Source organism: Streptomyces dioscori, assembly GCF_003024195.1.
In the GTDB taxonomy this organism is placed as follows: Bacteria; Actinomycetota; Actinomycetes; order Streptomycetales; family Streptomycetaceae; genus Streptomyces; species Streptomyces dioscori.
On sequence record NZ_KZ679039.1, the window covers coordinates 391,370 to 412,070 of the forward strand.

At 70.8% G+C, this 20,701-nt stretch carries 15 protein-coding genes; 9 read left to right on the forward strand and 6 right to left on the reverse strand.

Annotated elements, in window-relative coordinates; all coding sequences use genetic code 11:
* Positions 1 to 110: 110 nt before the first annotated feature.
* Positions 111 to 1,439, forward strand: a complete 1,329-nt coding sequence (locus C6Y14_RS06385) for an enolase C-terminal domain-like protein (RefSeq protein ID WP_107015512.1) — start codon at positions 111 to 113, stop codon at positions 1,437 to 1,439.
* Positions 1,440 to 2,021: 582 nt separating this feature from the next.
* On the opposite strand, the gene C6Y14_RS06390 is transcribed toward C6Y14_RS06385, so the two are convergent.
* Complete coding sequence (locus tag C6Y14_RS06390) at positions 2,022 to 3,899, reverse strand: acyl-CoA dehydrogenase family protein (RefSeq protein WP_107015513.1); 1,878 nt, start codon at positions 3,897 to 3,899, stop codon at positions 2,022 to 2,024.
* A 311-nt stretch (positions 3,900 to 4,210) separates the two neighbouring features.
* Here C6Y14_RS06390 and C6Y14_RS06395 point away from each other — a divergent pair, with 311 nt between their 5' ends.
* From C6Y14_RS06395 to C6Y14_RS06405, 3 genes are all read left to right on the forward strand, one after another.
* Positions 4,211 to 4,987 (forward strand): ScbR family autoregulator-binding transcription factor, encoded by a 777-nt coding sequence (locus C6Y14_RS06395; RefSeq protein WP_107015514.1) that lies wholly within the window; start codon positions 4,211 to 4,213, stop codon positions 4,985 to 4,987.
* Positions 4,988 to 5,144: 157 nt separating this feature from the next.
* Positions 5,145 to 6,497 (forward strand): cytochrome P450 family protein, encoded by a 1,353-nt coding sequence (locus C6Y14_RS06400; RefSeq protein ID WP_107015515.1) that lies wholly within the window; start codon positions 5,145 to 5,147, stop codon positions 6,495 to 6,497.
* Positions 6,498 to 6,567: 70 nt separating this feature from the next.
* Positions 6,568 to 7,266: a ScbR family autoregulator-binding transcription factor gene (locus C6Y14_RS06405; protein ID WP_159074183.1), complete on the forward strand. Its 699-nt coding sequence runs from the start codon at positions 6,568 to 6,570 to the stop codon at positions 7,264 to 7,266.
* A gap of 212 nt (positions 7,267 to 7,478) precedes the next feature.
* Here C6Y14_RS06405 and C6Y14_RS06410 read toward each other — a convergent pair whose 3' ends face one another.
* Both C6Y14_RS06410 and C6Y14_RS06415 read right to left on the reverse strand, forming a co-directional pair.
* Complete coding sequence (locus C6Y14_RS06410) at positions 7,479 to 9,146, reverse strand: IclR family transcriptional regulator domain-containing protein (RefSeq protein ID WP_225890933.1); 1,668 nt, start codon at positions 9,144 to 9,146, stop codon at positions 7,479 to 7,481.
* Positions 9,147 to 9,377: 231 nt separating this feature from the next.
* Entirely contained in the window at positions 9,378 to 10,667 is a 1,290-nt protein-coding gene (locus C6Y14_RS06415) for a M6 family metalloprotease domain-containing protein (RefSeq protein ID WP_107015517.1), read from the reverse strand.
* 312 nt (positions 10,668 to 10,979) lie between these two features.
* Between C6Y14_RS06415 and C6Y14_RS06420 the strand changes: the two genes are divergently transcribed.
* Positions 10,980 to 11,624: a TetR/AcrR family transcriptional regulator gene (locus C6Y14_RS06420; protein WP_107015518.1), complete on the forward strand. Its 645-nt coding sequence runs from the start codon at positions 10,980 to 10,982 to the stop codon at positions 11,622 to 11,624.
* Between the two features lie 301 nt (positions 11,625 to 11,925).
* Entirely contained in the window at positions 11,926 to 13,464 is a 1,539-nt protein-coding gene (locus C6Y14_RS06425; RefSeq protein ID WP_107015519.1) for an MFS transporter, read from the forward strand.
* Positions 13,465 to 14,092: 628 nt separating this feature from the next.
* On the opposite strand, the gene C6Y14_RS06430 is transcribed toward C6Y14_RS06425, so the two are convergent.
* The gene (locus C6Y14_RS06430) at positions 14,093 to 14,596 is read right to left on the reverse strand and encodes a MarR family winged helix-turn-helix transcriptional regulator (protein ID WP_107015520.1); all 504 of its coding nucleotides are present in this window, start codon (positions 14,594 to 14,596) and stop codon (positions 14,093 to 14,095) included.
* A gap of 128 nt (positions 14,597 to 14,724) precedes the next feature.
* Here C6Y14_RS06430 and C6Y14_RS06435 point away from each other — a divergent pair, with 128 nt between their 5' ends.
* Positions 14,725 to 15,525: a dioxygenase family protein gene (locus tag C6Y14_RS06435; protein WP_199854645.1), complete on the forward strand. Its 801-nt coding sequence runs from the start codon at positions 14,725 to 14,727 to the stop codon at positions 15,523 to 15,525.
* Between the two features lie 37 nt (positions 15,526 to 15,562).
* On the opposite strand, the gene C6Y14_RS06440 is transcribed toward C6Y14_RS06435, so the two are convergent.
* The gene (locus tag C6Y14_RS06440) at positions 15,563 to 16,081 is read right to left on the reverse strand and encodes a GNAT family N-acetyltransferase (protein ID WP_107015521.1); all 519 of its coding nucleotides are present in this window, start codon (positions 16,079 to 16,081) and stop codon (positions 15,563 to 15,565) included.
* A gap of 181 nt (positions 16,082 to 16,262) precedes the next feature.
* On the opposite strand from C6Y14_RS06440, the gene C6Y14_RS06445 reads away from it, so the two are divergent.
* Complete coding sequence (locus C6Y14_RS06445; RefSeq protein WP_107015522.1) at positions 16,263 to 17,261, forward strand: sigma-70 family RNA polymerase sigma factor; 999 nt, start codon at positions 16,263 to 16,265, stop codon at positions 17,259 to 17,261.
* Positions 17,262 to 17,891: 630 nt separating this feature from the next.
* Here the strand turns inward: C6Y14_RS06445 and C6Y14_RS06450 are convergent.
* Positions 17,892 to 18,857, reverse strand: a complete 966-nt coding sequence (locus C6Y14_RS06450) for a helix-turn-helix transcriptional regulator (RefSeq protein ID WP_107015523.1) — start codon at positions 18,855 to 18,857, stop codon at positions 17,892 to 17,894.
* Between the two features lie 240 nt (positions 18,858 to 19,097).
* On the opposite strand from C6Y14_RS06450, the gene C6Y14_RS06455 reads away from it, so the two are divergent.
* Positions 19,098 to 20,672, forward strand: a complete 1,575-nt coding sequence (locus tag C6Y14_RS06455; protein WP_107015524.1) for an MFS transporter — start codon at positions 19,098 to 19,100, stop codon at positions 20,670 to 20,672.
* Positions 20,673 to 20,701 lie beyond the last annotated feature (29 nt).

Below are 20,701 nucleotides of genomic sequence, written 5' to 3' on the forward strand. Positions count from 1 at the left end.
CGCTCCGGAGCCGCTCCGGAGTCAGCCTCTGAGTCAGCCTCCGAACCACTCCGGGAGACCCCGTCCCCGTCCCTCCGTTCCCCTCCCACTCCGAAAGGTCCCGGACACGCATGAGTCAGCCGACCGTCACCGAGTTCGCCGTCTACCCCGTCGCCGGCCGCGACAGCATGGAGCTGAACCTCTCCGGCGCGCACGGCCCCTACTTCACCCGCAACATCGTGGTCCTCAAGGACTCCGAGGGCCGTACGGGACTGGGGGAGGTGCCCGGTGGCGAGCAGATCACCCGGACCCTGCGGGACGCCGAATCCCTGGTCGTCGGCGCGAAGGTCGGCGACTACAAGCGCGTCCTGCGGACGATCGGGGACCGCTTCGCCGACCGCGACTCGGGCGGCCGGGGAGCCCAGACCTTCGACCTGCGCACCACCGTGCACGCCGTGACGGCCGTCGAGTCGGGACTGCTCGACCTGCTGGGCCAGCACCTGGACGTACCCGTCGCGGCGCTCCTCGGCGACGGCCAACAGCGCTCGTCCGTACGGGTCCTGGGCTACCTCTTCTACGTCGGTGACCCCGACCGGACCGACCTGGAATACGTACGGGAGCCCGACTCGGACGTCGACTGGTACCGCGTCCGGCACGAGGAGGCGCTCACGCCGGAGGCGATCGTGCGACAGGCCGAGACGGCGTACGACCTGTACGGCTTCCGGGACTTCAAACTCAAGGGCGGGGTACTGGCCGGTGCGGAGGAGGTCGAGGCCGTACGGGCGCTCAAGGACCGCTTCCCCGGGGCGCGTGTCACCCTCGACCCGAACGGGGCGTGGTCGCTGAGCGAAGCCGTCGAACTGTGCAAGCCGCTGGTCGGCACGCTCGCCTACGCCGAGGACCCGTGCGGGGCGGAGGGCGGATACTCCGGACGGGAGATCCTCGCGGAGTTCCGGCGGGCGACCGGCCTGCCGACCGCCACCAACATGATCGCCACCGACTGGCGGCAGATGACGCACGCCCTGGCGCTCCAGTCCGTGTCCATTCCGCTGGCCGACCCGCACTTCTGGACCATGCAGGGGTCCGTACGGGTGGCTCAGCTGTGCAACGCGATGGGGCTGACCTGGGGATGCCACTCCAACAACCACTTCGACATCTCGCTCGCGATGGTGACCCACTGCGGGGCGGCGGCGCCGGGGGAGTACAACGCGCTGGACACGCACTGGATCTGGCAGGAAGGGCTGGAACGGCTCACCGTCAGCCCGCCCCGGATCGTGGACGGGGAGATCGCCGTGCCGGACGCCCCCGGGCTGGGCGTCCAGCTGGACATGGACCGCCTGCTCGCGGCGCATGAGCTGTACCTGAAGAAGGCGTTGGGGGCGCGGGACGATGCCGTCGGGATGCGGTATCTGGTCCCGGACTGGCGGTTCGACGCGGGACGGCCGTGCCTGGTCCGTTAGCACGCGGTCCGGTTGGGGCCGTTCCCTTCATGGGGCGGGCCCCGGGTCTGCTGTCCCACCGCGGACCCGTCGTGGCTGATCGCGCCGTTCCCCGCGCCCCTGGGGGTGGGTGGGGCTCGCATGGGTTTGTACGTGCGGGTGCGTCGTGGCTGAGCGCGCCGTTCCCCGCGCCCCTGAGGGGGTGGGGCTGACGTGGGTTTGTACGTGCGGGTGCGTTGTGGCTGGCCGCGCCGTTCCCCGCGCCCCTCAAAAGCGGGGCTGCGCCCCAGCTTTGCCCTTGAGGGCCGCGGGGGGACTACGCGCCCGCAGTCGAGCAGCGGCCCCTAAGGGGCGCGGGGAACGGCGCGCTCAGCCACGACGCACCCGCAGTCGAGCGGCCGCCTTTCAGGGGCGCGAGGAACTGCGCGGTCAGCCACGACGCACCCGCAGCTGAACAACGGCCTTTCAGGGGCGCGGGGAACTGCGCGGCCAGCCACGACGTGCCCGCAGTCGAGCATCGGGCTTTGGGGGGGCGCGAGGAACGGCGCGGTCAGCCGTCGTCGGGGCCGGGTGGACGGGGCGTCCCGGTTGCCGGGTCGGGGGTCACCGGCCCCCCACCCCCACCAACCCGTCACACACGTCGGCCCCGCCGACATACCCCCCGCTGGCGATCGGGATGTTCGACAGCACCTCCGCCGGGAGGTCGAACGCGTCGACCAGGGTCATCAGATGCGGCGCCAGATCCCCCACGACCGTGTCGACGGCCTTCGGCAGACCCCGTACGTGGTCGGCCGTGACGCGGCCCTCGGCCAGCAGATCACCCGTGTGCGGCCCGATCTCCCGCAGCAGGAACAGCCGGCACAGGTTCCGCATCAGATGCCCCGCCCGCGACGCGTCCGCGGTCCGGGCGATCGCTGCGAGGAACGCGTCCGCCGCACGGAGCCGTGCGTGCGCGGAGACCATCTCCAGCGCCGCGTCGGAGGTCACGTTCCAGCGGCCGACCGGGTCCCCGGAGGGCCCCTCGCGCAGGGCGGCCCGCGCCCGGTCCTGCCAGATGCGTTCGACATCGGCCAGCAGGGAGCGCAGGAAGGGGAGTTCGGTGATCTCCCGCTCGGCGGGGGTGGCGGGGGCGGCAGAGGTGTCGTTGTCGGTCCGCGCCACCTGATGACCGAAGACCATCTCGGACGCGGCCTTCACCCAGATCACCAGGTTGTCGCCCTCGGCGGTGATGCCGCCCTCGATGTTGAGGGGCAGGTCGGCCAGCCCGTTGGCGGGGAACAGGCCCTGCGCGCCACAGCGTTCACGGCACTCGGTGGTGATCGCGCGCGCCTGCCAGGTGATCCACCCCTTGGCCACGGCCACTTCGCGCTCCACCTCCGCCCGCTCCTCCGTCCGCCCCTCCGCGGCGTGCGCGGCGTGCGTGGCGAAAAGGTGCACCGTCGACCGGTGCAGGAACGTCATCGCGTACGCCGTCGCCAAGGAGTACAGCAGCCGGCCGTGGTGGCTGCGGTGGGCGGCCAGCGGGATGCGCTCGCCCGCCCTGGGGCCGGAGAGGAGGCGGCTGTGGGCGTAACGCACCGCGATGGTCAGGGCCGCGCGGGACATGCCGAGCGTGCCGGCGCTCATGCACAGCTTGCCCATGGTGACGCGGTTGATGGAGCGCAGCAGCCGCTTGCGTCTGTTGCCGAGGCTGCTGGCCAGCGTCCCGTCGGCGGACAGCCGCCCGTGTCCGGCCTCCAGCAGGGCCTCGCGCGGCAGCCACACCCGGTCGAACGCGGTGAGGCAGTGGTCCACCGGTGTACCGGTGCGCTGGGGCAGCGGACGGACCCGTACGCCGGGGAGGTGGCCGCTGTCGTCGCTGAGCGGGGTCAGGAAGAGGAACGTGCCCCGGTCCTCGCCGTCGACGAGCAGCCGGGCCGCGACCACGGCCGTCTTGGGACCGCCGGCCAGGCTGGTGTTGGGCATGAACTTCTGCGCGCCCTCGGTCGGTGTGGTCAGCAGGAAGCCGCCCGTCGCCCGGTCGAACACGGCGACCGTCTCCATCGACGCGACGTCGTTGCCGTGCTCCAACTCCGTGCAGAGAAACGTTCCTGTGCTCTGCAGGGACGTAAAGCGGGAGAGGTCTCTCTCACGGCCGCCGTCATGGTCGAGGACGCTGCCGAGGAAGAGGTTGTAGTGGATGCTCGCGAGCGTGGTCAGCCCGCCGTCCACCGGACCCGTCCACTCGTGCAGACCCGCGAGGCGGTACGGGTCGCCTGCCAGCTCCACCGGGTCGCCCACCGCCTCGTTCAGCAGCCGCAGCCGCTCGTACGAGAGTGCCGTGCGCTCCTGCGGCGACAGTTCCGCCCGGTAGGCGAACTCCCTGCCGCGGACGAGCCGGCGCCAGGGCCCGTGGACGCGCTCGCGGTCGGCGCCCTCGAAGAGGAGCCGGGCCAGTTCGTCGGCGACGGGGTGGGTCTTCGTGTGTGCGGGCACGGACATCGAACTCCCCAGGGTGTGGGACTGGTCGGATGCGGACCACTGCCCCACAAAGATACGTACCAACCGGTTTTCTTTTCAAGGTGCCAGGGGGAGGTGCGGGAGCTCGATCGGGGAGCGCGGGGGAGTGCCGGGGCGCGTCGACGGCGATGTGCCGCCATCATCGCAGCTCAGTACGGCGCCACCAGTTCGGGCCGGGGGAATCCTTGAGAAACCGTTCGGCTGGTTTTATTCTGGGCCGCGAGGTCGTGGGCGTACGGTACAGACCTCTTGGTCTCTTTTTCCCGGTGAGCGGGATGGTACGGAGGTTCCCCGTGGCGCGGCAAGAGCGAGCCATTCGGACGCGACGCGCGATTCTCGTCGCGGCGGCCCAGGTGTTCGACGAGGTCGGATACGAGGCGGCGACCATCTCGGACGTCCTCAAGAAGTCCGGCATGACCAAGGGCGCCCTCTACTTCCATTTCACCTCCAAGGAGGAGCTGGCGCAGGCGGTCCTCGCGGGACAGGTCGACTCCCTGCCGCGCGTCCCCGAACAGGAACTGAAACTGCAGCAGTCGCTGGACGAGGCGCTGCTGCTCGCGTATCTGCTCAAGCAGGACACCGGTGACCCGATCGTCCAGGGCAGCGTGCGGCTGACCGTGGACCAGGGTTCCCCCAAGGACCGTCTCAACCGCCGGGTGCCCATGCAGGCCTGGCAGGAACACACCCACGCCCTCTTCCGGGAGGCCAAGGCCAAGGGCGAGGTGCTGCCGCACGCCGACGTGGACGCGCTGGCCAAGCTGTTCGTCGGCGCCTTCACCGGCGTCCAGGTGCTGTCGCGGATCATGACGGGCCGCACGGACCTGGCGGAGCGGGTGGCCGACCTCTACCGCCATCTGATGCCGTCGATCGCGGTGCCCGGGATCCTCGTACGGCTGGACTTCTCGCCGGAACGGGCCGCCCGCGTCCACGCGGACGCCATGCGGCTGCGCGAGGCCGAGGCCGAGGCGGAGGCCAAGGCCGAGGCGGAGACCGAATCCGTGAGTGATGCCGAAGCAGTGAGTGACGCCGAAGCCGTGATCGATGCGGAGGCCGTGACCGCCGTTCAGTGAGACGGCCGTTCAGTGAGACGGCCGTTCAATGGGACGGCCCTCCGGTCGACGGCCCTCCGCTCGGCGGCCCTCGATGCGACGCCCCGGCCAGGCGCCCAGTAAGACGCCTCCCCGTGTCGGCGGGGCGTGTGAACGACCTACCGAACGGAGTGCACGGATGGACATGCCCGCTTGCCCGTACGCGTTGGACGTGACGGGACGTGACCTCGCCTCGGAGGCCGAGAAGCTGCGCTCGCGAGGGCCGGTGGCCGCGGTGGAACTGCCGGGCAAGGTGGCCGCCTGGGCGGTCGTACGGCAGAAGTACGTCAAGCAACTCCTCCTCGATCCGCGGGTGTCCAAGGATGCCCGGCAGCACTGGCCCGCCTTCGTCGACGGGCGGATAGACGCCGAGTGGCCGCTGTACCCGTGGGTCGCCAACGAGAACATGCTGTTCGCCTACGGAGAGCATCACGCCCGGCTGCGACGGCTGGTGGCGGGCGCGTTCACCGCACGCCGGAGCGAGGCGCTGCGGGCGCGGATCGAGGAACTCACGGCCGGGCTGCTGGACGAGCTGGCCGCCCACCCGGCCGGTGAACGCGTCGACCTACGGGCCGAGTTCGCCAAGCTGCTGCCGATGCGGGTGATCTGCGAGCTGTTCGGGGTGGCGGAAGAAGCGCGCGAACCCCTGTGCACCGCACTGGAGTTGGTGTTCGGCACGGCGGTGCCGGCCGTGGAGATGGCCGCCGCGCAGGTCGAGGTCTTCGGCATGCTGGCGCGGGTCGTCGCCGAGAAGCGGGAGCGCCCCGGCGGTGATCTGACGTCCGCGCTGATCGAGGCCCGCGACCAGGACGGCGGGCTCAGCGAGCAGGAACTCCTCGGCACCCTCTACCTCATGATCGCCGCGGGCCAGGAGACGACCTGCACCCTCATCACCAACGCCGTCGGAGCGCTGCTCGCGCACCCGGACCAACTGGCCCACGTACGCGAAGGACGGGCGACCTGGGCGGACGTGGTGGACGAGACGCTGCGGGTGCACAGCCCGGCGGCGTACTCGCCGATGCGGTTCGCGGTCGACGACATCACGCTGGAGGAGGGCGGGCCCGGGTTCGGGCCCGGCCCCGGGCCGGACACGGACGTGGGTGCGGGTGCGGGTGCGGACACGGACGCGGGTGTGGACACGGTTGCGACAACCGAGGCGGGCGCGGTGACGATCCGTCGGGGGGATCCCATCCTCGTCTCCTTCGCCGCGGCTTCGAGCGACCCCGAGGCGTACGGGGACGATGTCGCCGTCTTCGATGTGCTGCGGCCGGGCCGGCGTGAGGACCTGGCCTTCGGGCACGGGGTGCACCGGTGCCTGGGGGCCCCGCTCGCGCGGATCGAGGCGGGTGTGGCGGTGGCCGCGCTGTTCGAGCGCTTTCCCCGGCTGGCCCCCGCGGTGGCGGTGGACGGGATCGAGCCCGTGGAGTCGTTCATCGTCAACGGCTACGGCTCGCTGCCGGTGCTGCTCTCGCCGGACCCGGAGGAGCTATAGAAACCGCCCGTGCGGTTTGTTATCGTGACTATGCCTTTCCGGCATGCCCTCGCAGCAACGGAGCGTTCTGATGGCCCAGCAGGAGCGAGCGGTGCGTACGCGCAACGCGTTGATCGAGTCGGCGGCCGAACTCTTCAGCAAGGACGGCTTCGACGTCGTGTCCTTGTCCACGATCAGCACCAGGGCCGGTGTCAGCAACGGCGCGCTGCACTTCCACTTCGCCAGCAAGGCGGCACTGACCGCGGCGGTGTGGGAGGCGGCGGCGCAGCGGCTGCGCCAGATCACCCACGAAGGTGCGGCGCGCGGGCAGGCCGCCGGGAGCGGGGGCCCGCTGCAGGTGCTGGTCGACACGACGCACGCCCTGCTGCGGGGGCTGCGGCACGATGTGATCCTGCGGGCCGGGTTCGACCTGAGCGAGAGTCCCGTGCCGGTGGCGCCCGGGGCGGATCTGCGACGGCGCTGGCAGGCGTGGGTCGAGAGTCTGCTGGCGCAGGCGGCGAGGGAGGGCGCGCTGGCGCGGGACGTGGCGCCGCAGGACGCCGCGCACGCGGTGGTCGCGGCGACGGTCGGCTTCGGGGCGCTGGGCAGTCGCAACGCGCAGTGGCTCTCCCAGTCGATGCTGACCCGCTTCTGGGCGCTGCTGCTGCCGCGGCTGGCGACGGAGCCGATCCTGAAGGAACTGGTCGCCTCGGGCCGCCGCCGCGAGGCCACGGCACCGCCGGAGGCGGCATCACCGCTCCACCGCCCGATCTCCCGCCAGAGCGCGTGATCCCGCGCCCCGCCCACCAGAGACGGCGCAGTTCCCCGCACCCCTAAAAGGGCCGCGGGAACGGCGCGGCCCCCCACGCACCCGCACGCAACTCCGGGCCCCCGGCCCGTAAGGGGCGCGGGGAACGGCGCGGCCGGCCCCCACCGGCCCGCACCCCACCCGCAACCCCGTCCCCCACCCCACCCGCAACCCCGTCCCCCACCCCCCGTCGGCTAGGCGACAGGGACGCGGGTGAAGCGCCCCGCAACCCGCAGATCCGCTTCGATCAGACCCGCCGTCGCCGACAGCTCAGGAAGCACCTCGGCCACACACCGCTCGACCGTCCGCCGGGAGCTGTGCATGGCCACGTTCACGGCGGCCACGACAACCCCCGTCCGGTCCCGGACGGGAGCGGCGATCGACCGCAGTCCCTCCTCCAACTCCCCGTCCACCAGCGCGTACCCGGCCGACCGCACGTGGTCCAGGACGGCCGCAAGGGCCTCCGGGTCCGTGACCGTGCGCGGGGTCAGCGCGTCCAGGCGGCCGGTCAGGAACGGCCCCCGCCCGGCGGGGGAGAGGTCCGCCATCATCACCCGCCCCAGCGAGGTCGCGTACGCCGGCAGTCGTGTGCCGACCGTGATGTTGACGCTCATGATGCGGCTGGTGGCGACCCGCGCCGTGTACTGGACCTCGTCGCCCGCCAGGACCGCGAGGGACGCCGAGTCGTGCAGCCGCCCCGCGAGATCGGCGAGATGCGGCGCCGCGATCTGCGGCAGCGTCGTACGGGACAGGGGCGGGAAGCCCAGTGACAGGACGCGGGGCGTGAGGGTGAAGTGCCGTCCGTGAGCGGTGACATGGCCCAGGTGTTCCAACGTGATCAGCGCCCGCCGTGCCGTCGCCCGCGCGAGCCCCGTCGCCTGCGCCACTTCGGTGAGCGTCAGCTCGGCCCGCCCCTCGCCGAACGCCGTGATCACGGTCAGCCCGCGGGCCAGCGACTCGACGAACTCCCGGCCCAGTTCCTGTTTCGAGGCGCCGGTCCAGGCGGCGAGCCCGGCCGGCGCGGCGGGCGGCCGGACGGGCGCCTCGCGCAGATCCCGTTCCATGGCGCGTACGGTCGCCCGCAGCCGCGGCAGCATGGTCTCCCGCAGGGACTCCGCGCTGTGCCGGCTGGTGTGGCTCACCACGCTCACCACACAGGCGACGCGGCCGTCCCGGTCCCGTACGGGCACCGAGACGGCGACCAGGCCCGGTTCGATCAGCTGGTCGTCGAGGGCCCAGCCCCGGGTGCCCGCCTGGTGCGTCCGCTCCTCGAACTCCGCGTCCCGGGTCGGGCGTTCGCGCGGGGGTACGGCCGGGAAGCTCCGGTCCTGCGGGTCCGCCGCCCGTCTGTCCCGCCACCGCGCCCAGTCCTCCAGCGTCCACTCGGTGGCGAACAGCGGGCCCGGCGCGGTCCGTTCGGCGGGGAGCAGGTCGCCGATACGGAAACTCAGGGACATCGCGCGCCGGCGTGTGGCCTGGTGGATGAAGCGGATGCCGTCCCGGTCGGGGACCGCGAGGGAGACGGACTCGTCCAGTTCGTCCGCGAGGTCGTCGGCGCGGGTGTCCAGCAGCCGGGGGAGCCGGAGCGCGGCGAGGTAGGCGTTGCCCAGCTCCATCAGCCGGGGGGTGAGGACGGCGTCGCGGCCGTCCAGGCGCAGGTAGTCCATGCGGGCGAGGGTCGCCGCGATGCGGTCCACGGTGGATCTGGCGAGGCCGGTGGTCTTCTCCAGGCCGCTGAGGCTCTGCGTGCCGTTCGCCTCGGTGAGGCGGTGGAGGACGGCGAGGCCGCGCATGAGCGGGGCCACTGCCTCGGTGGGTTCGACTGCGTCGGGCTTGGGCGGGGTGAGGTGGGTCGGTGGCATGGCTCCCCATAACGGTGTGCCGACCACGGTAATGAATGGGGAGGGGGAGGGACGGGCCGTATGTGACCTGCGGGCCCGGTGGGGGCTGGTCGCGCCGTTCCCCGCGCCCCTCAAGGCGAAAGATTGCGCCGTTCCCCGCGCCCCTCAAGGCGAAAGATTGCGCTGTTCCCCGCGCCCCTCAAGACCCCGCGCCCCTCAAGACCCCCGCGCCGCTTGCGACCCCCGCGCCCCTTACGGGGTGCGGGTCACGTACACGCGGTGGTTGCCCTTGGGGTCCTTGCCCGCGACTGTGATGCGGATGCCGGATTCCAGGTCCTTGAAGTACTGGCCGGGGGAGAAGGGGGCGTCGGAGAGTTCGGCGTGGACGTTCGGGCTGCGGGTGCAGCCGCCGCTGTCCTTCGTGGAGTCGATCACCGAGATCGGGCCGTGCCCGGTGTCGATGTCCGCGTTCACCTTGTAGATGAGTACGCCCGTCTTGCAGACCGACTCGTCGTTGCCGGCCTGCGTGCGCAGTTCGGCCGCGTACCCCGTCTTCGTGTCGACCGGTACGAAGACCAGTTTGCTGCCGTCGCCGGGCCCGGTCAGCGGGGTCAGGACGTGCTCGGTCGTGCCGGGCGAGGCCGCGCAGCCGACCTGGGAGTCGTCGAGCCAGCCGAGTTTCCACTTGTGCCAGCCCAGCAGGTCGTTGTCGGCGCCCCAGTCCTCGCTCATGATGTCCCAGTGCCCGACCGCGCCGCCGCCGTCCTGGGTGTAGAGGTCGGGCAGCCCGAAGACATGGCCGTTCTCGTGGGGGAGTACGCGGTAGCCGGTCTCGGCGTACGTGCCGGACCCGTCGTCCTGGCGGCTGTAGACGAAGGACGCGTTGGCGACGGGCACCCCGTCGGCGACCGGCGCCTCGGTGTTGCCGGCGAAGGTGACGGACAGGACGGTGTCCAGGGCGGAGGGGCCGGCGTTCGGGGTGATCAGGACGTTCAGCAGGTCGTAGTCCTGGAAGTCCACTTTCGGGTCGGCGGTGCTCACGATGTCCTGGACCAGCTCGCGGTAGCCGGGGTCGAAGGGGGCGCCGCGTTCTATCCCGTACTCCTTGAAGGGCTTGGGCATGCGCAGCCAGTCGCCTATCGGGGCCTGCGGTCGGTAGTCGAGACGGCCGTACGAACTGGTGCGGAACCAGTCGGTGGTCTGCGGGAAGAACTCACCGAAGCGGTCGAGCGCCTTGCCCTGTCCGGGCGCGTCCGAGAAGTCGACCATCAGGTTCAGCGCGCGGACGGTGCCGGTGGAGCGGGCGTAACCCGCAGGGGTGGGGATGCCCTCCGACATCTGCACGCCCGTCGAGCCGCTGATCATGCAGGGACCGAGCGGGGAGGTCCCGGCCGCCGGTGCCACGGGGCCCGCCGCCGAGGTCGACCCTGCCGTCGGATGTCCGGTCCCGGCGGAGGTGCTGACCGCCAGGGTGAGGGCGGTGACCGAGACGAGGGCTGCGGTGCGGCGGCGCGGGCGTATCCGGCGGCTGGTCGGCTGCATGCGAAGCCCTTCGCTCCAGGCAGCCGGCCGTTTCTGGCTGCACCCTGTCCGATCACCCTGTGCCGCCGGATGCGGGGGCGCGCGCTGGAGGAGACCGATCGTGGGAGGCGGGCGGCAAACCCCCTGGAGATGATCTGTGACCCAGGTCACATCAAATCTCTCGGGATCGGGAAATAACCGGGGATCGTTTCCCCGTTTAGACCTGTGTCCGCACGAACCGGGGACACGTTCCCCGGATCGGACGGGCGGCGCGAACAGCCGAGACCGACTGGACCGGCTGGACCGACCGAGAAGACTTCGAAGGAGTACGCCGTGGAGACCGCAACCGTCGCCCAGCGCAAGGTGCCCCGCCCGAGGGCCGATGCTCTGCGCAACCGGGAGCGGATCGTCGCCGCCGGACGAGAGATGTTCGTCGAGTTCGGTGCCGAGGTGCCGCTCGACGAGATCGCCCGCCGGGCGGGTATCGGCAACGCCACGCTGTACCGCAACTTCCCGGACCGGGCGGCCCTTCAGCGCGAGGTCGTCTGCTCGGTCATGGACCGCGTCTCGGAACAGGTCGAGCAGATGCTCGCCGAGACCGGTGACGCCTTCGAGGCACTTTCGCGCTTCGTGCACGCCTCGGCCGACGAGCGGATCGGCGCCCTGTGCCCGATGCTCTCGGAAGCCTTCGACGAGAACCACCCGGATCTGGTCGCCTCGCGCGAACGGGTCGAGGAGCTGATCGAGACACTCATGGGGCGGGCCCGGACCGCGGGCCAGCTGCGTCCCGACGTCGCAGTCGGGGACCTCATGATCGCCATCAGTCAGCTCACCCGGCCACTGCCCGGTACCGCGTGCCCGAACATGGACCGCTTCGTACACCGCCACCTGCAGCTGTTCCTGGACGGGCTACGGGCGCCCGCCCGCTCCGAACTGCCCGGTGCGGCCGCGACCATGGAGGACCTGCGACGAGCCTGACCGATCGAGCGACCGCCTGACCGGCTCACTGACCAACAGGCTCACGGGCCAGCAGGCTCACTGCCCATCCGGCTCATTGACCAACAGGCTCGCGGGCCATCCGGCTCATGGACCGACTGCCCGGCTGACCGATCAGATTCGCGCGTTTCGAAAGTCACCACTCACACCACAAGCCACCGGTCGTCATCGACAAGGACGTCGAGGAGGGCGTCGACAACGAAGTCGACGAAGACGTCACCGGTGACGAGCCGTCCCTTCCGTCACGTTTTTTTCGCCACGAAGTCCTGAAGTGGGTACTCCCATGTCTGAAACAGTCCAGGCCAACGCCGCCAAGGCGCCGGCTCCCGATTCCAACCGCTGGAAAGCGCTGGTTTTCATCGCGCTCGCCCAGCTCATGGTCGTGCTCGACGCGACCATCGTGAACATCGCCCTTCCCTCGGCCCAGCAGGACCTCGGGATCTCCGACGGCAACCGGCAGTGGGTCATCACGGCCTACGCGCTGGCCTTCGGCGGACTGCTCCTGTTCGGCGGCCGCATAGCCGACCTGTGGGGCCGCAAGCGCACCTTCGTCGCCGGTCTGATCGGCTTCGCCGGCGCGTCCGCGCTCGGTGGCGCCGCCACCAACGAGGCGCTGCTGCTCGGCTCCCGCGCCCTGCAGGGTGCCTTCGGCGCGCTGCTCGCGCCCGCCGCGCTCTCGCTGCTCGCGGTGATGTTCACCGACTCCAAGGAACGCGCCAAGGCGTTCGGCATCTACGGGGCGATCGCCGGTGGCGGTGGCGCCGTCGGCCTGATCCTCGGCGGTTTCCTCACCGAGTACCTGAACTGGCGCTGGACCTTCTTCGTCAACATCCCGTTCGCGATCATCGCCGCGGCCGGCGCGTACTTCGTCATCCGTGAGCCGGTCGGCAGCCGCAACCGCTCGCCGCTCGACATCCCGGGTGTCGTCCTGTCCACCCTCGGTCTGGTCTCCCTCGTCTACGGCTTCACGCGTGCCGAGTCCGAGGGCTGGAGCGACTCCACCACGATCGGCCTGTTCATCGCGTCGGCGCTGCTCCTGGCCGCCTTCGTCGTCGTCGAGTCCAAGGTCAAGGCCCCGCTGCTGCCCCTGCGCGTCATCACCGAGCGCAACCGTGGCGGTATCTACCTCTCGCTCGGCCTCGCGATCATCGCGATGTTCGGTCTGTTCCTCTTCCTGACGTACTACCTGCAGATCGTGAAGGGCTACACGCCGGTCAAGACCGGCTTCGCCTTCCTGCCGATGATCGCGGGCATGATCACGGGCTCCACGCAGATCGGCGCCCGGCTGATGAACCGCCTTCCGGCGCGGCTGCTGATGGGCCCCGGCTTCCTGGTCGCGGCGCTCGGCATGCTGCTCCTGACCCGGCTGGAGATCGGCTCCTCGTACACCGGCGTGCTCCTGCCCGGCATGCTCCTGCTCGGCCTCGGTATGGGTACGGCGTTCATGCCGGCCATGTCGCTGGCCACGCTGGGTGTCGAGCCGCGTGACTCCGGTGTCGCCTCCGCGATGGTCAACACCTCCCAGCAGGTGGGTGGCGCGATCGGTACGGCCCTGCTGAACACGATCGCGGCCTCGGCCACGACCGCGTACGTCAAGGACCACATTGGCGGCGCGACCACGCAGTCGCAGCAGCAGCTCGTGCAGCTGCAGGCGCAGGTGCACGGGTACACGAACGCGATCTGGTTCGCGGTCGGCATCCTCGTCGCTGCCGCGGCGATCGTCTTCACCTTCGTCAACGCGGGCAGTGTCGACATGAACGCGGCCTCCGAGTCCGTCGACGGTGCCGAGGACGACCTGAAGGTGCCGGTCATCGCCCATTAGCCGCTGCGCGGTGAGCGGGCCCGGGATCGACTGGGTCACCCACTGACCTCGTGCGTACGCAGGGGTGGGGACGCCTTCGTACGCACGAACCCCGATCTGCCCCGGCTCCGTAATTCTCGGAGCCGGGGCAGATCCATGCGCTGCGCTCCGCGGCTGGGCGGGGGAGGCGGGTGTCTTGGACCTGCGGGTCGGCGTGGGCTGGCCGCGCAGTTCCCCGCGCCCCTTACGGGGTGGGGGCGGCGGCCGTTTTGGACCTGCGGGCCGGTGGGGGTTGGCCGCGCAGTTCCCCGCGCCCCTCAAGGGGCAAAAGCAGGGGCGTAGCCCCGCTTTTGAGGGGCGCGGGGAACGGCGCGCTCAGCCCCCACGCACCCGCACCCGGGCAACGACCCCCGCCCGCAAGGGGCGCGGGGAACTGCGCGCTCAACCCCCACCGGCCCGCGCCCGGGTAACGACCCCCGCCCGCAAGGGGCGCGGGGAACTGCGCGCTCAACCCCCACCGGCCCGCACCCGGGCAACGACCCCCGCCCCGCAAGGGCCCGCCCCGCAGGGGGCGCGGGGAACTGCGCGACCAGCCCCCACCGGCCCGCAAGGCGTGGCAGGGCTCAGGCGGGCCGAGCCGCGGAGTCGGCTACCGCAGCCACGGCAGGTCCGCCCCCGCCCCCTCCGGCTGAAGCCCCTCCGCGATGACCTGCATCGCCTCCCCGAGCGCCTTCTGCTGCTCGGGCGTGAGCCGGTCGAACAACGCCTGCCGCACCGCGGCCACATGTCCGGGAGCGACCCGTTCAAGAACGGCGTACCCCTCGTCCGTCAGGACGGCGAACTGCCCCCGCTTGTCGGACGGACAGTCCTCCCGCCGCACCCACCCGTTCTTCTCCAGCCGGGCGATCGCATGCGAGAGACGAGACCGCGTGATCTTCGCCTTCATCGCCAGCTCGGTCATCCGCAGTCGCCGCCGCGGCGCCTCGACCAGCTGCACGAGCAGCCCGTAGTAGATGTGCGGCATGCCCGCGTCACGCTGCAGCTGGCGGTCGAGATGGTCCTCAAGAAGCGTGGTCGCGTGCATGAACGCACGCCAGGTGCGCTGTTCCTCGTCACTGAGCCAGCGCGGCTCGTCAGCGGATGCCGTGTTCATACACCTACTGTACGAGCCCCTTCTTGAATCTTAAACAAGTAGGGAGTAGGCTCCGCCCAGGAAAGCTTGATACTTCAAGCATCAGCTTCAGGCGATCGCTTCGAGCAGCACGAGAGGGAGCCGTAGTCATGTCCGCAGCCACTGAGGAACGTCCCGCCGTGGAGCGCATGCCCGCCCTCTATCTCTCGCACGGCGCCCCGCCCCTCGCCGACGACCCCATCTGGCCCGGCCAGCTCGCCGCCTGGTCCGCGGACCTGCCGCGCCCCAAGGCGATCCTGATGGTCTCGGCGCACTGGGAGGAGGCCCCGCTCGCCCTCGGAGCCACCGCGCCCGTCCCGCTGGTCTACGACTTCTGGGGCTTCCCCGAGCACTACTACAAGGTGCGGTACGACGCCCCGGGCGCCCCCGCCCTCGCCGAGTCCGTCCGCAAGCTGCTGCGCGCCCCCGGCACACCGGTGCAGGACATCGCGGACCGCGGCCTGGACCACGGCGCATACGTCCCGCTCGTCGAGATGTTCCCCGAGGCCGACATTCCGGTACTGCAGGTCTCCATGCCCACGCTGGACCCCGTCCGCCTGATGGAGATCGGCCGCAAGCTGGCCCCCTTGCGCGACGAGGGCGTCCTGATCGTCGGCTCCGGCTTCTTCACCCACAACCTCGCCGCTCTCCGCCAGGGCGGCATCCCCGGCTGGTCGGCCGAGTTCGACGCCTGGGGCCACCAGGCGCTCGACTCCGGGGACGTGGACGGGCTCCTCGACTTCCTCCACAAGTCCCCGGCCGGACAGCTGGCCCACCCGCGCACGGAGCACTTCGCCCCGCTCTTCGTGACCATGGGCGCGGCGGACGCCGTCGGCGACCTGGCGTCCCAGCGGTCCGTGATCGACGGCTTCTGGCTGGGCCTGGCCAAACGCTCGGTCCAGTTCGGCTGACAGCGGGGGCCGGCCGGGTCTCAGAGGTCTTTCTCGTTCAGAGGTCTTTCTCGTACCGCGCCACGTCCCAGTACCGGCCGAACTTCCGGCCCGCCTCCCGGTACGTACCGAGGTACCGGAAGCCGAACCGCTCGTGCAGCCGCACGGACGCCTCGTTGGGCTGCGCGATCCCCGCGTACGCCCGGTGGAGGTCCTCACCCGCGAGCGCGTCGAAGAGGGCTGTGTAGAGCCGCGTGCCGATGCCCCGCCCGCCCGCGCCGGGGGCGACGTAGACCGTCATCGCCACGGACGTCGCGTACGCGGGCCTCGGCCGGAACTCGCTCGATGTGGCGTACCCCAGAATCCGCTGTGAGTCCGCGTCCACGGCAACCATCAGCCGATGCGGGCCGTCTTCAGGGTGGGAGAGCAGCCAAGGACGTCGCTCCTCCGGGGTGAAGACCGCCGTGTCGAAGGTGACCGGCGTCTCACGGACGTAGTGGTTGTAGATGTCCGTGAGGGCGCCGAGGTCGGCTTCGACTCCTGGCCTGACCTGGACCTCTGTGCGTTCCGACGACACCGCGCCTCCTTTTATGGCGGCACAGGGTACTGCAAGATCAGAAAAATCGAGGGCCGGGTTGGGAATTCTGTCCGGATTCCAGTCGTTGTTTCCATCGGAAGCAGGGCACTCGGGAGGGTGTCCGAGCCACCACCGAAGACACCACCAGGACCCGCAAGCCCACCATCGCAAGGGAGCACGCATGGCAACCCGTGCCGTCGCCCGTCGTAAGTCCGCCTCCGGCGAGACCGACGCGGCACGCAGTGTTCGCGTCGTAGGCGGCGAGATCGCCGACCGCGACCTGGTCGGCATGTATCTCGACGAGATAGCGCGTACACCGCTGCTCGACGCCGCCAAGGAGGTCGAGCTGTCCCAGACCATCGAAGCCGGCGTCTTCGCGCGGCAGCTTCTCGACGGCGAGACCACCGACACCAAGGTGAAGGCGTCCCGCGAGGAGCTCGAAGCGCTGGTCGCCGAGGCCGAGCGGGCCAAGGAGGTCTTCATCAAGTCGAATCTCCGCCTGGTCGTCGCGGTGGCCCGCCGCTACCCCCGCAGCGGCCTCCCGCTGCTGGACCTGATCCAGGAGGGGAACGCGGGCCTGGTGCGCGCGGTCGAGAAGTTCGACTACCGCAAGGGCTTCAAGTTCTCGACGTACGCGACCTGGTGGATCCGTCAGGCCATCACCCGGTCCATCGCCGACCAGTCCCGCACCATCCGGCTCCCCGTCCATCTGGTGGAGGAGCTGGGCAGGATCCGCCGTGTGCAGCGCGAGTTCAACCGCGAGCACGGCCGCGATCCGGAGCCCACGGAGATAGCCGCGGAGCTGGACTCCAAGCCGGAGCGCGTCATCGACGTCCTGGACTGGGCCCGCGACCCGGTCTCGCTGAACATGGCGGTGGACGACGAGGGCGACACCCAGTTCGGAGACCTGCTGGAGGACACCTCGGCCGTGTCGCCCGAGCAGTCCGTGCTGACGCTGCTGCGCAGCGAGGAGCTGGACGACCTCATAGGCCGCCTCGACCAGCGCACCGCCTCGATCATCAAGATGCGGTACGGGATCGACGACGGCCGCGAGCGCACGCTGACCGAGGTCGGCAAGGAGCACGGCCTCACCCGCGAGCGCATCCGCCAGATCGAGAAGCACGCGCTGATGGAACTGAAGAAGCTGGCCCGTTCCACGGGGTTCGACGCGGCGGCGTAGAACCACGCGGCGGCGTAGAACCGCAGCGTAGAACCGCCTCCGAGCTCCGGCGGCGCCCCGGTCCGGGCAGCGGTTCAGGCCCCGGACCGGAGCCCGGTTCGGGGCTCGGTCCGGGATGAGGAAAACTCGTCCTCGTCGAGGGGATTGGGTCCCTGATTCGGGGGCATGCGAGCCTACCGCGGGACGGACGAGCAGATCCGTGTCGGCCATGCTCCGCCGCATGGCTGGTCGGAGCCGTTCACCGGCTCGCACAGAAGTCCGTTTACAGCCGCTTCAACACATCGGTCCCGGGGCACAAACTCCAGGACCCCCATAGCCGAGTCCCGACGCACTCCCCCCGGTGCCGGGACTCTTCCAGAGCCGAGCTCCGGCGCCTCCCCCCCCTGGCGCCGGGGCTCGACTCCATCTTGCGGGGCCATACGACCGTCCTGCGGGTGTGAGGCCATGCGGTCGTCCTGCGGGGTCGAGCGGCCGATCCACGAAGTCGGGCAACGTGCGGACACGACGACTGGGCCACCCCGAACCTGAACCCCGGGGTGACCCAGGCGGCACATTGTGTCACGGAGGCAAACCAGGCCGACCGACGCACCGTTCGCGAGAACAGGCGCCCGCCACCACCCGCGCGGCCACCTAGCCCCCGACGGCCCGGCTGAGCCGTCCCCCCAAGTCCCGTACGCACGCGACGAGTTCCGCCGGGGCGTGCACGGTGAACTCGCAGTCCACCATCGCGAGCCGCACGGCCATCCACTCCACCGCGTCCCCCGTCGAGGCACGCAACCGGCACCGCCCGTCGTCGATCGGCTCGGGCGCACCCAGCCACGCGGGCAGCCGCGCCGTGACGAAGTCAGCCGGCGCCACGAACGTCACGTCGAACTCGTACGTCTCCTGCCGCCGGTACATCGACTGCCGCAGATACTCGGCCGCGTCCCCCGTGGGCAGCTCGCGCTGCGCGAAACGGGCCCCGGTCGCGAAGGGCTCCGACACCCGGTCGACCCGGAACGTACGCCAGTCCTCCCGGCCGAGGTCGTACGCGACGAGATACCAGCGACGGCCGGTCGACACCAGCCGGTAGGGCTCCGTCCGGCGCCGGCTCTCCGCCCCGTCCCCCGCGCGGTACGCGAACCGCAGCTGCTCCCGTCCCGCGATCGCCGAGGCCATCGTGGTCAGCGTCTCGGGCGCGATGCTGGCGCCGTCGCCCGTCGTCAGGGGAGTGGTGGCGGCCTGCAGGGTGGAGACGCGGTGGCGCAGCCGGCTCGGCAGGACCTGTTCGAGCTTGGCCAGCGCCCGTACGGACGCCTCGTCGACGCCCTCGACTGCGTGCCCCGCGCCCGCCCGCAGGCCCACCGCGATCGCCACCGCCTCCTCGTCGTCGAGCACCAGCGGAGGCATGGCCTTCCCGGCGACCAGCCGGTAGCCGCCGTCCGCGCCCTTGGTCGCCTGTACCGGATAGCCCAGCTCCCGCAGCCGGTCGACATCCCGCCGCACGGTCCGCCGGGACACCCCGAGCCGCTCCGACAGCTCCCCACCCGGCCACTCCCGAGGAGTCTGAAGAAGCGACAACAACTGCAACAGCCGCGCCGGAGTATCCGTACTCATGGGGCCTCCTTCTAGTCAACTACTCAGGGGTGCGGGCCCTCAGGGGCGCGGGGAACGGCGCAATCTTTCTGGCTCCTAAGGGGCGCAGCCCCGCCTCCGAGGGGCGCGGGGAACTGCGCGACCAGCCACAGCGCACCCGCACCCGCACCCGCACCCTCACTACGAACCCCCACCGAACAACCCCGAGCATGCCCCACAACTAGGACAAGACCTGACCTACATCCTCACTACCTTTCAACCATGACCTCGCCAAGCAGTACCCCCGCACCCCCCGGCCGGGAGGCCACCCCGTCGACGCCGGTCAAGGCCACCGCAGACCGCCGCCGCTGGTACGCCCTGGCCATCGTCATGACGGCCGCCTTCATGGACCTGGTCGACGTGACGATCGTCAACATCGCGATCCCCTCGATCCAGCGGGACGCGGGCGCCACGTTCAGCCAGATCCAATGGATCACCGCCGGCTACGCGCTCGCCTTCGCCGCGGGCCTGATCACCGGCGGACGCCTGGGCGACATCCACGGCCGCAAGCGCCTCTTCCTCATCGGCATCGGCGGCTTCACCCTCGCGTCCGCGCTCTGCGGCTTCGCCGTGAACCCGGACATGCTCGTCGCCTCCCGGATCCTCCAGGGCGCGATGGCCGCGCTGATGGTCCCGCAGGTCCTGTCGATCGTGCACGCCACCTTCCCGGCGCACGAACGCGGCAAGGTCTTCGGCCTGTTCGGCGCGATCGTGGGCCTGGGCGCGGTCTCCGGCCCCCTCTTCGGCGCGCTGCTCACGGAGTGGAACCTGTTCGGCCTGGAGTGGCGGCCGATCTTCCTCATCAACCTCCCCGTGGGCGTCGCCGGCCTGATCCTGGGTCAGAAGTTCATCACCGAGTCCAAGGCTCCGCGCGCCCTGAAGCTCGACCTCGTCGGCGTCGCCCTGGTCACCCTCGGTCTGCTGATGCTGCTCTACCCGCTGATCCGCGGCCGCGAGCTGGACTGGCCGACCTGGGGGTACGTGTCGATGGGCGGCTCCCTCGTCGTCTTCGGCGCGCTGGTGGCGTACGAGAAGCGCAAGACGGCGCGTGACGGTTCGCCGCTCGTCGAACTCTCCCTGTTCAAGGTGAAGAGCTTCGCCGCGGGCATCGCCGTCCAGACCGTCTTCGGGATCGGCCTCGGCATCTTCTTCCTGATCTGGACGCTCTACATGCAGACCGGCCTCGGCTGGAGCCCGCTGCGGGCGGGCCTGACGGGCGTACCGTTCTCGATCGCGGTGTCGCTCGCGGCGGGTCTGTCGGTACAGAAGCTGGTGCCGCGGTTCGGCCGGAAGGTGCTGCAGGCGGGCGCGCTCACCATGGCCGCCGGTGTGCTGCTCTACATCTGGGAGTCCGAGCGGTACGGCCTGTCCATCGCCTCCTGGCAGATGGCCCTCCCGCTGGTCGTGATGGGCCTCGGCATGGGCCTGATCGTCGCCCCGCTCACCGACGCGGTGCTCTCCGAGGTGCCGCGGGAGCACGCCGGTTCGGCGTCCGGCCTGATCAACACGGTCCAGCAGATGGGCAATGCCCTCGGCCTCGCCCTGGTCTCCGTCGTCTTCTTCGGCACGATGTCCGACCGCCTGGCCCCGCCGGAGGTCGGCCCCGCGTTCGTCGACGCCTTCCAGCACGCGCTGGTCTGGGTCGCCGCCGTGATGACGGTCATCTTCCTGCTGATGTTCGCCCTCCCGAAGCGCCCGGCCCAGCACGTGGAGGGAGCGGAGGTGGCGGAGGACGCGCCCGCGGCACCGAGTGCGCCCACCCGCGCCGACGACCAGGAGCCCGAACTCGTCGGCTGAGCACAGACGCCCATGTATGCCCGTTCATG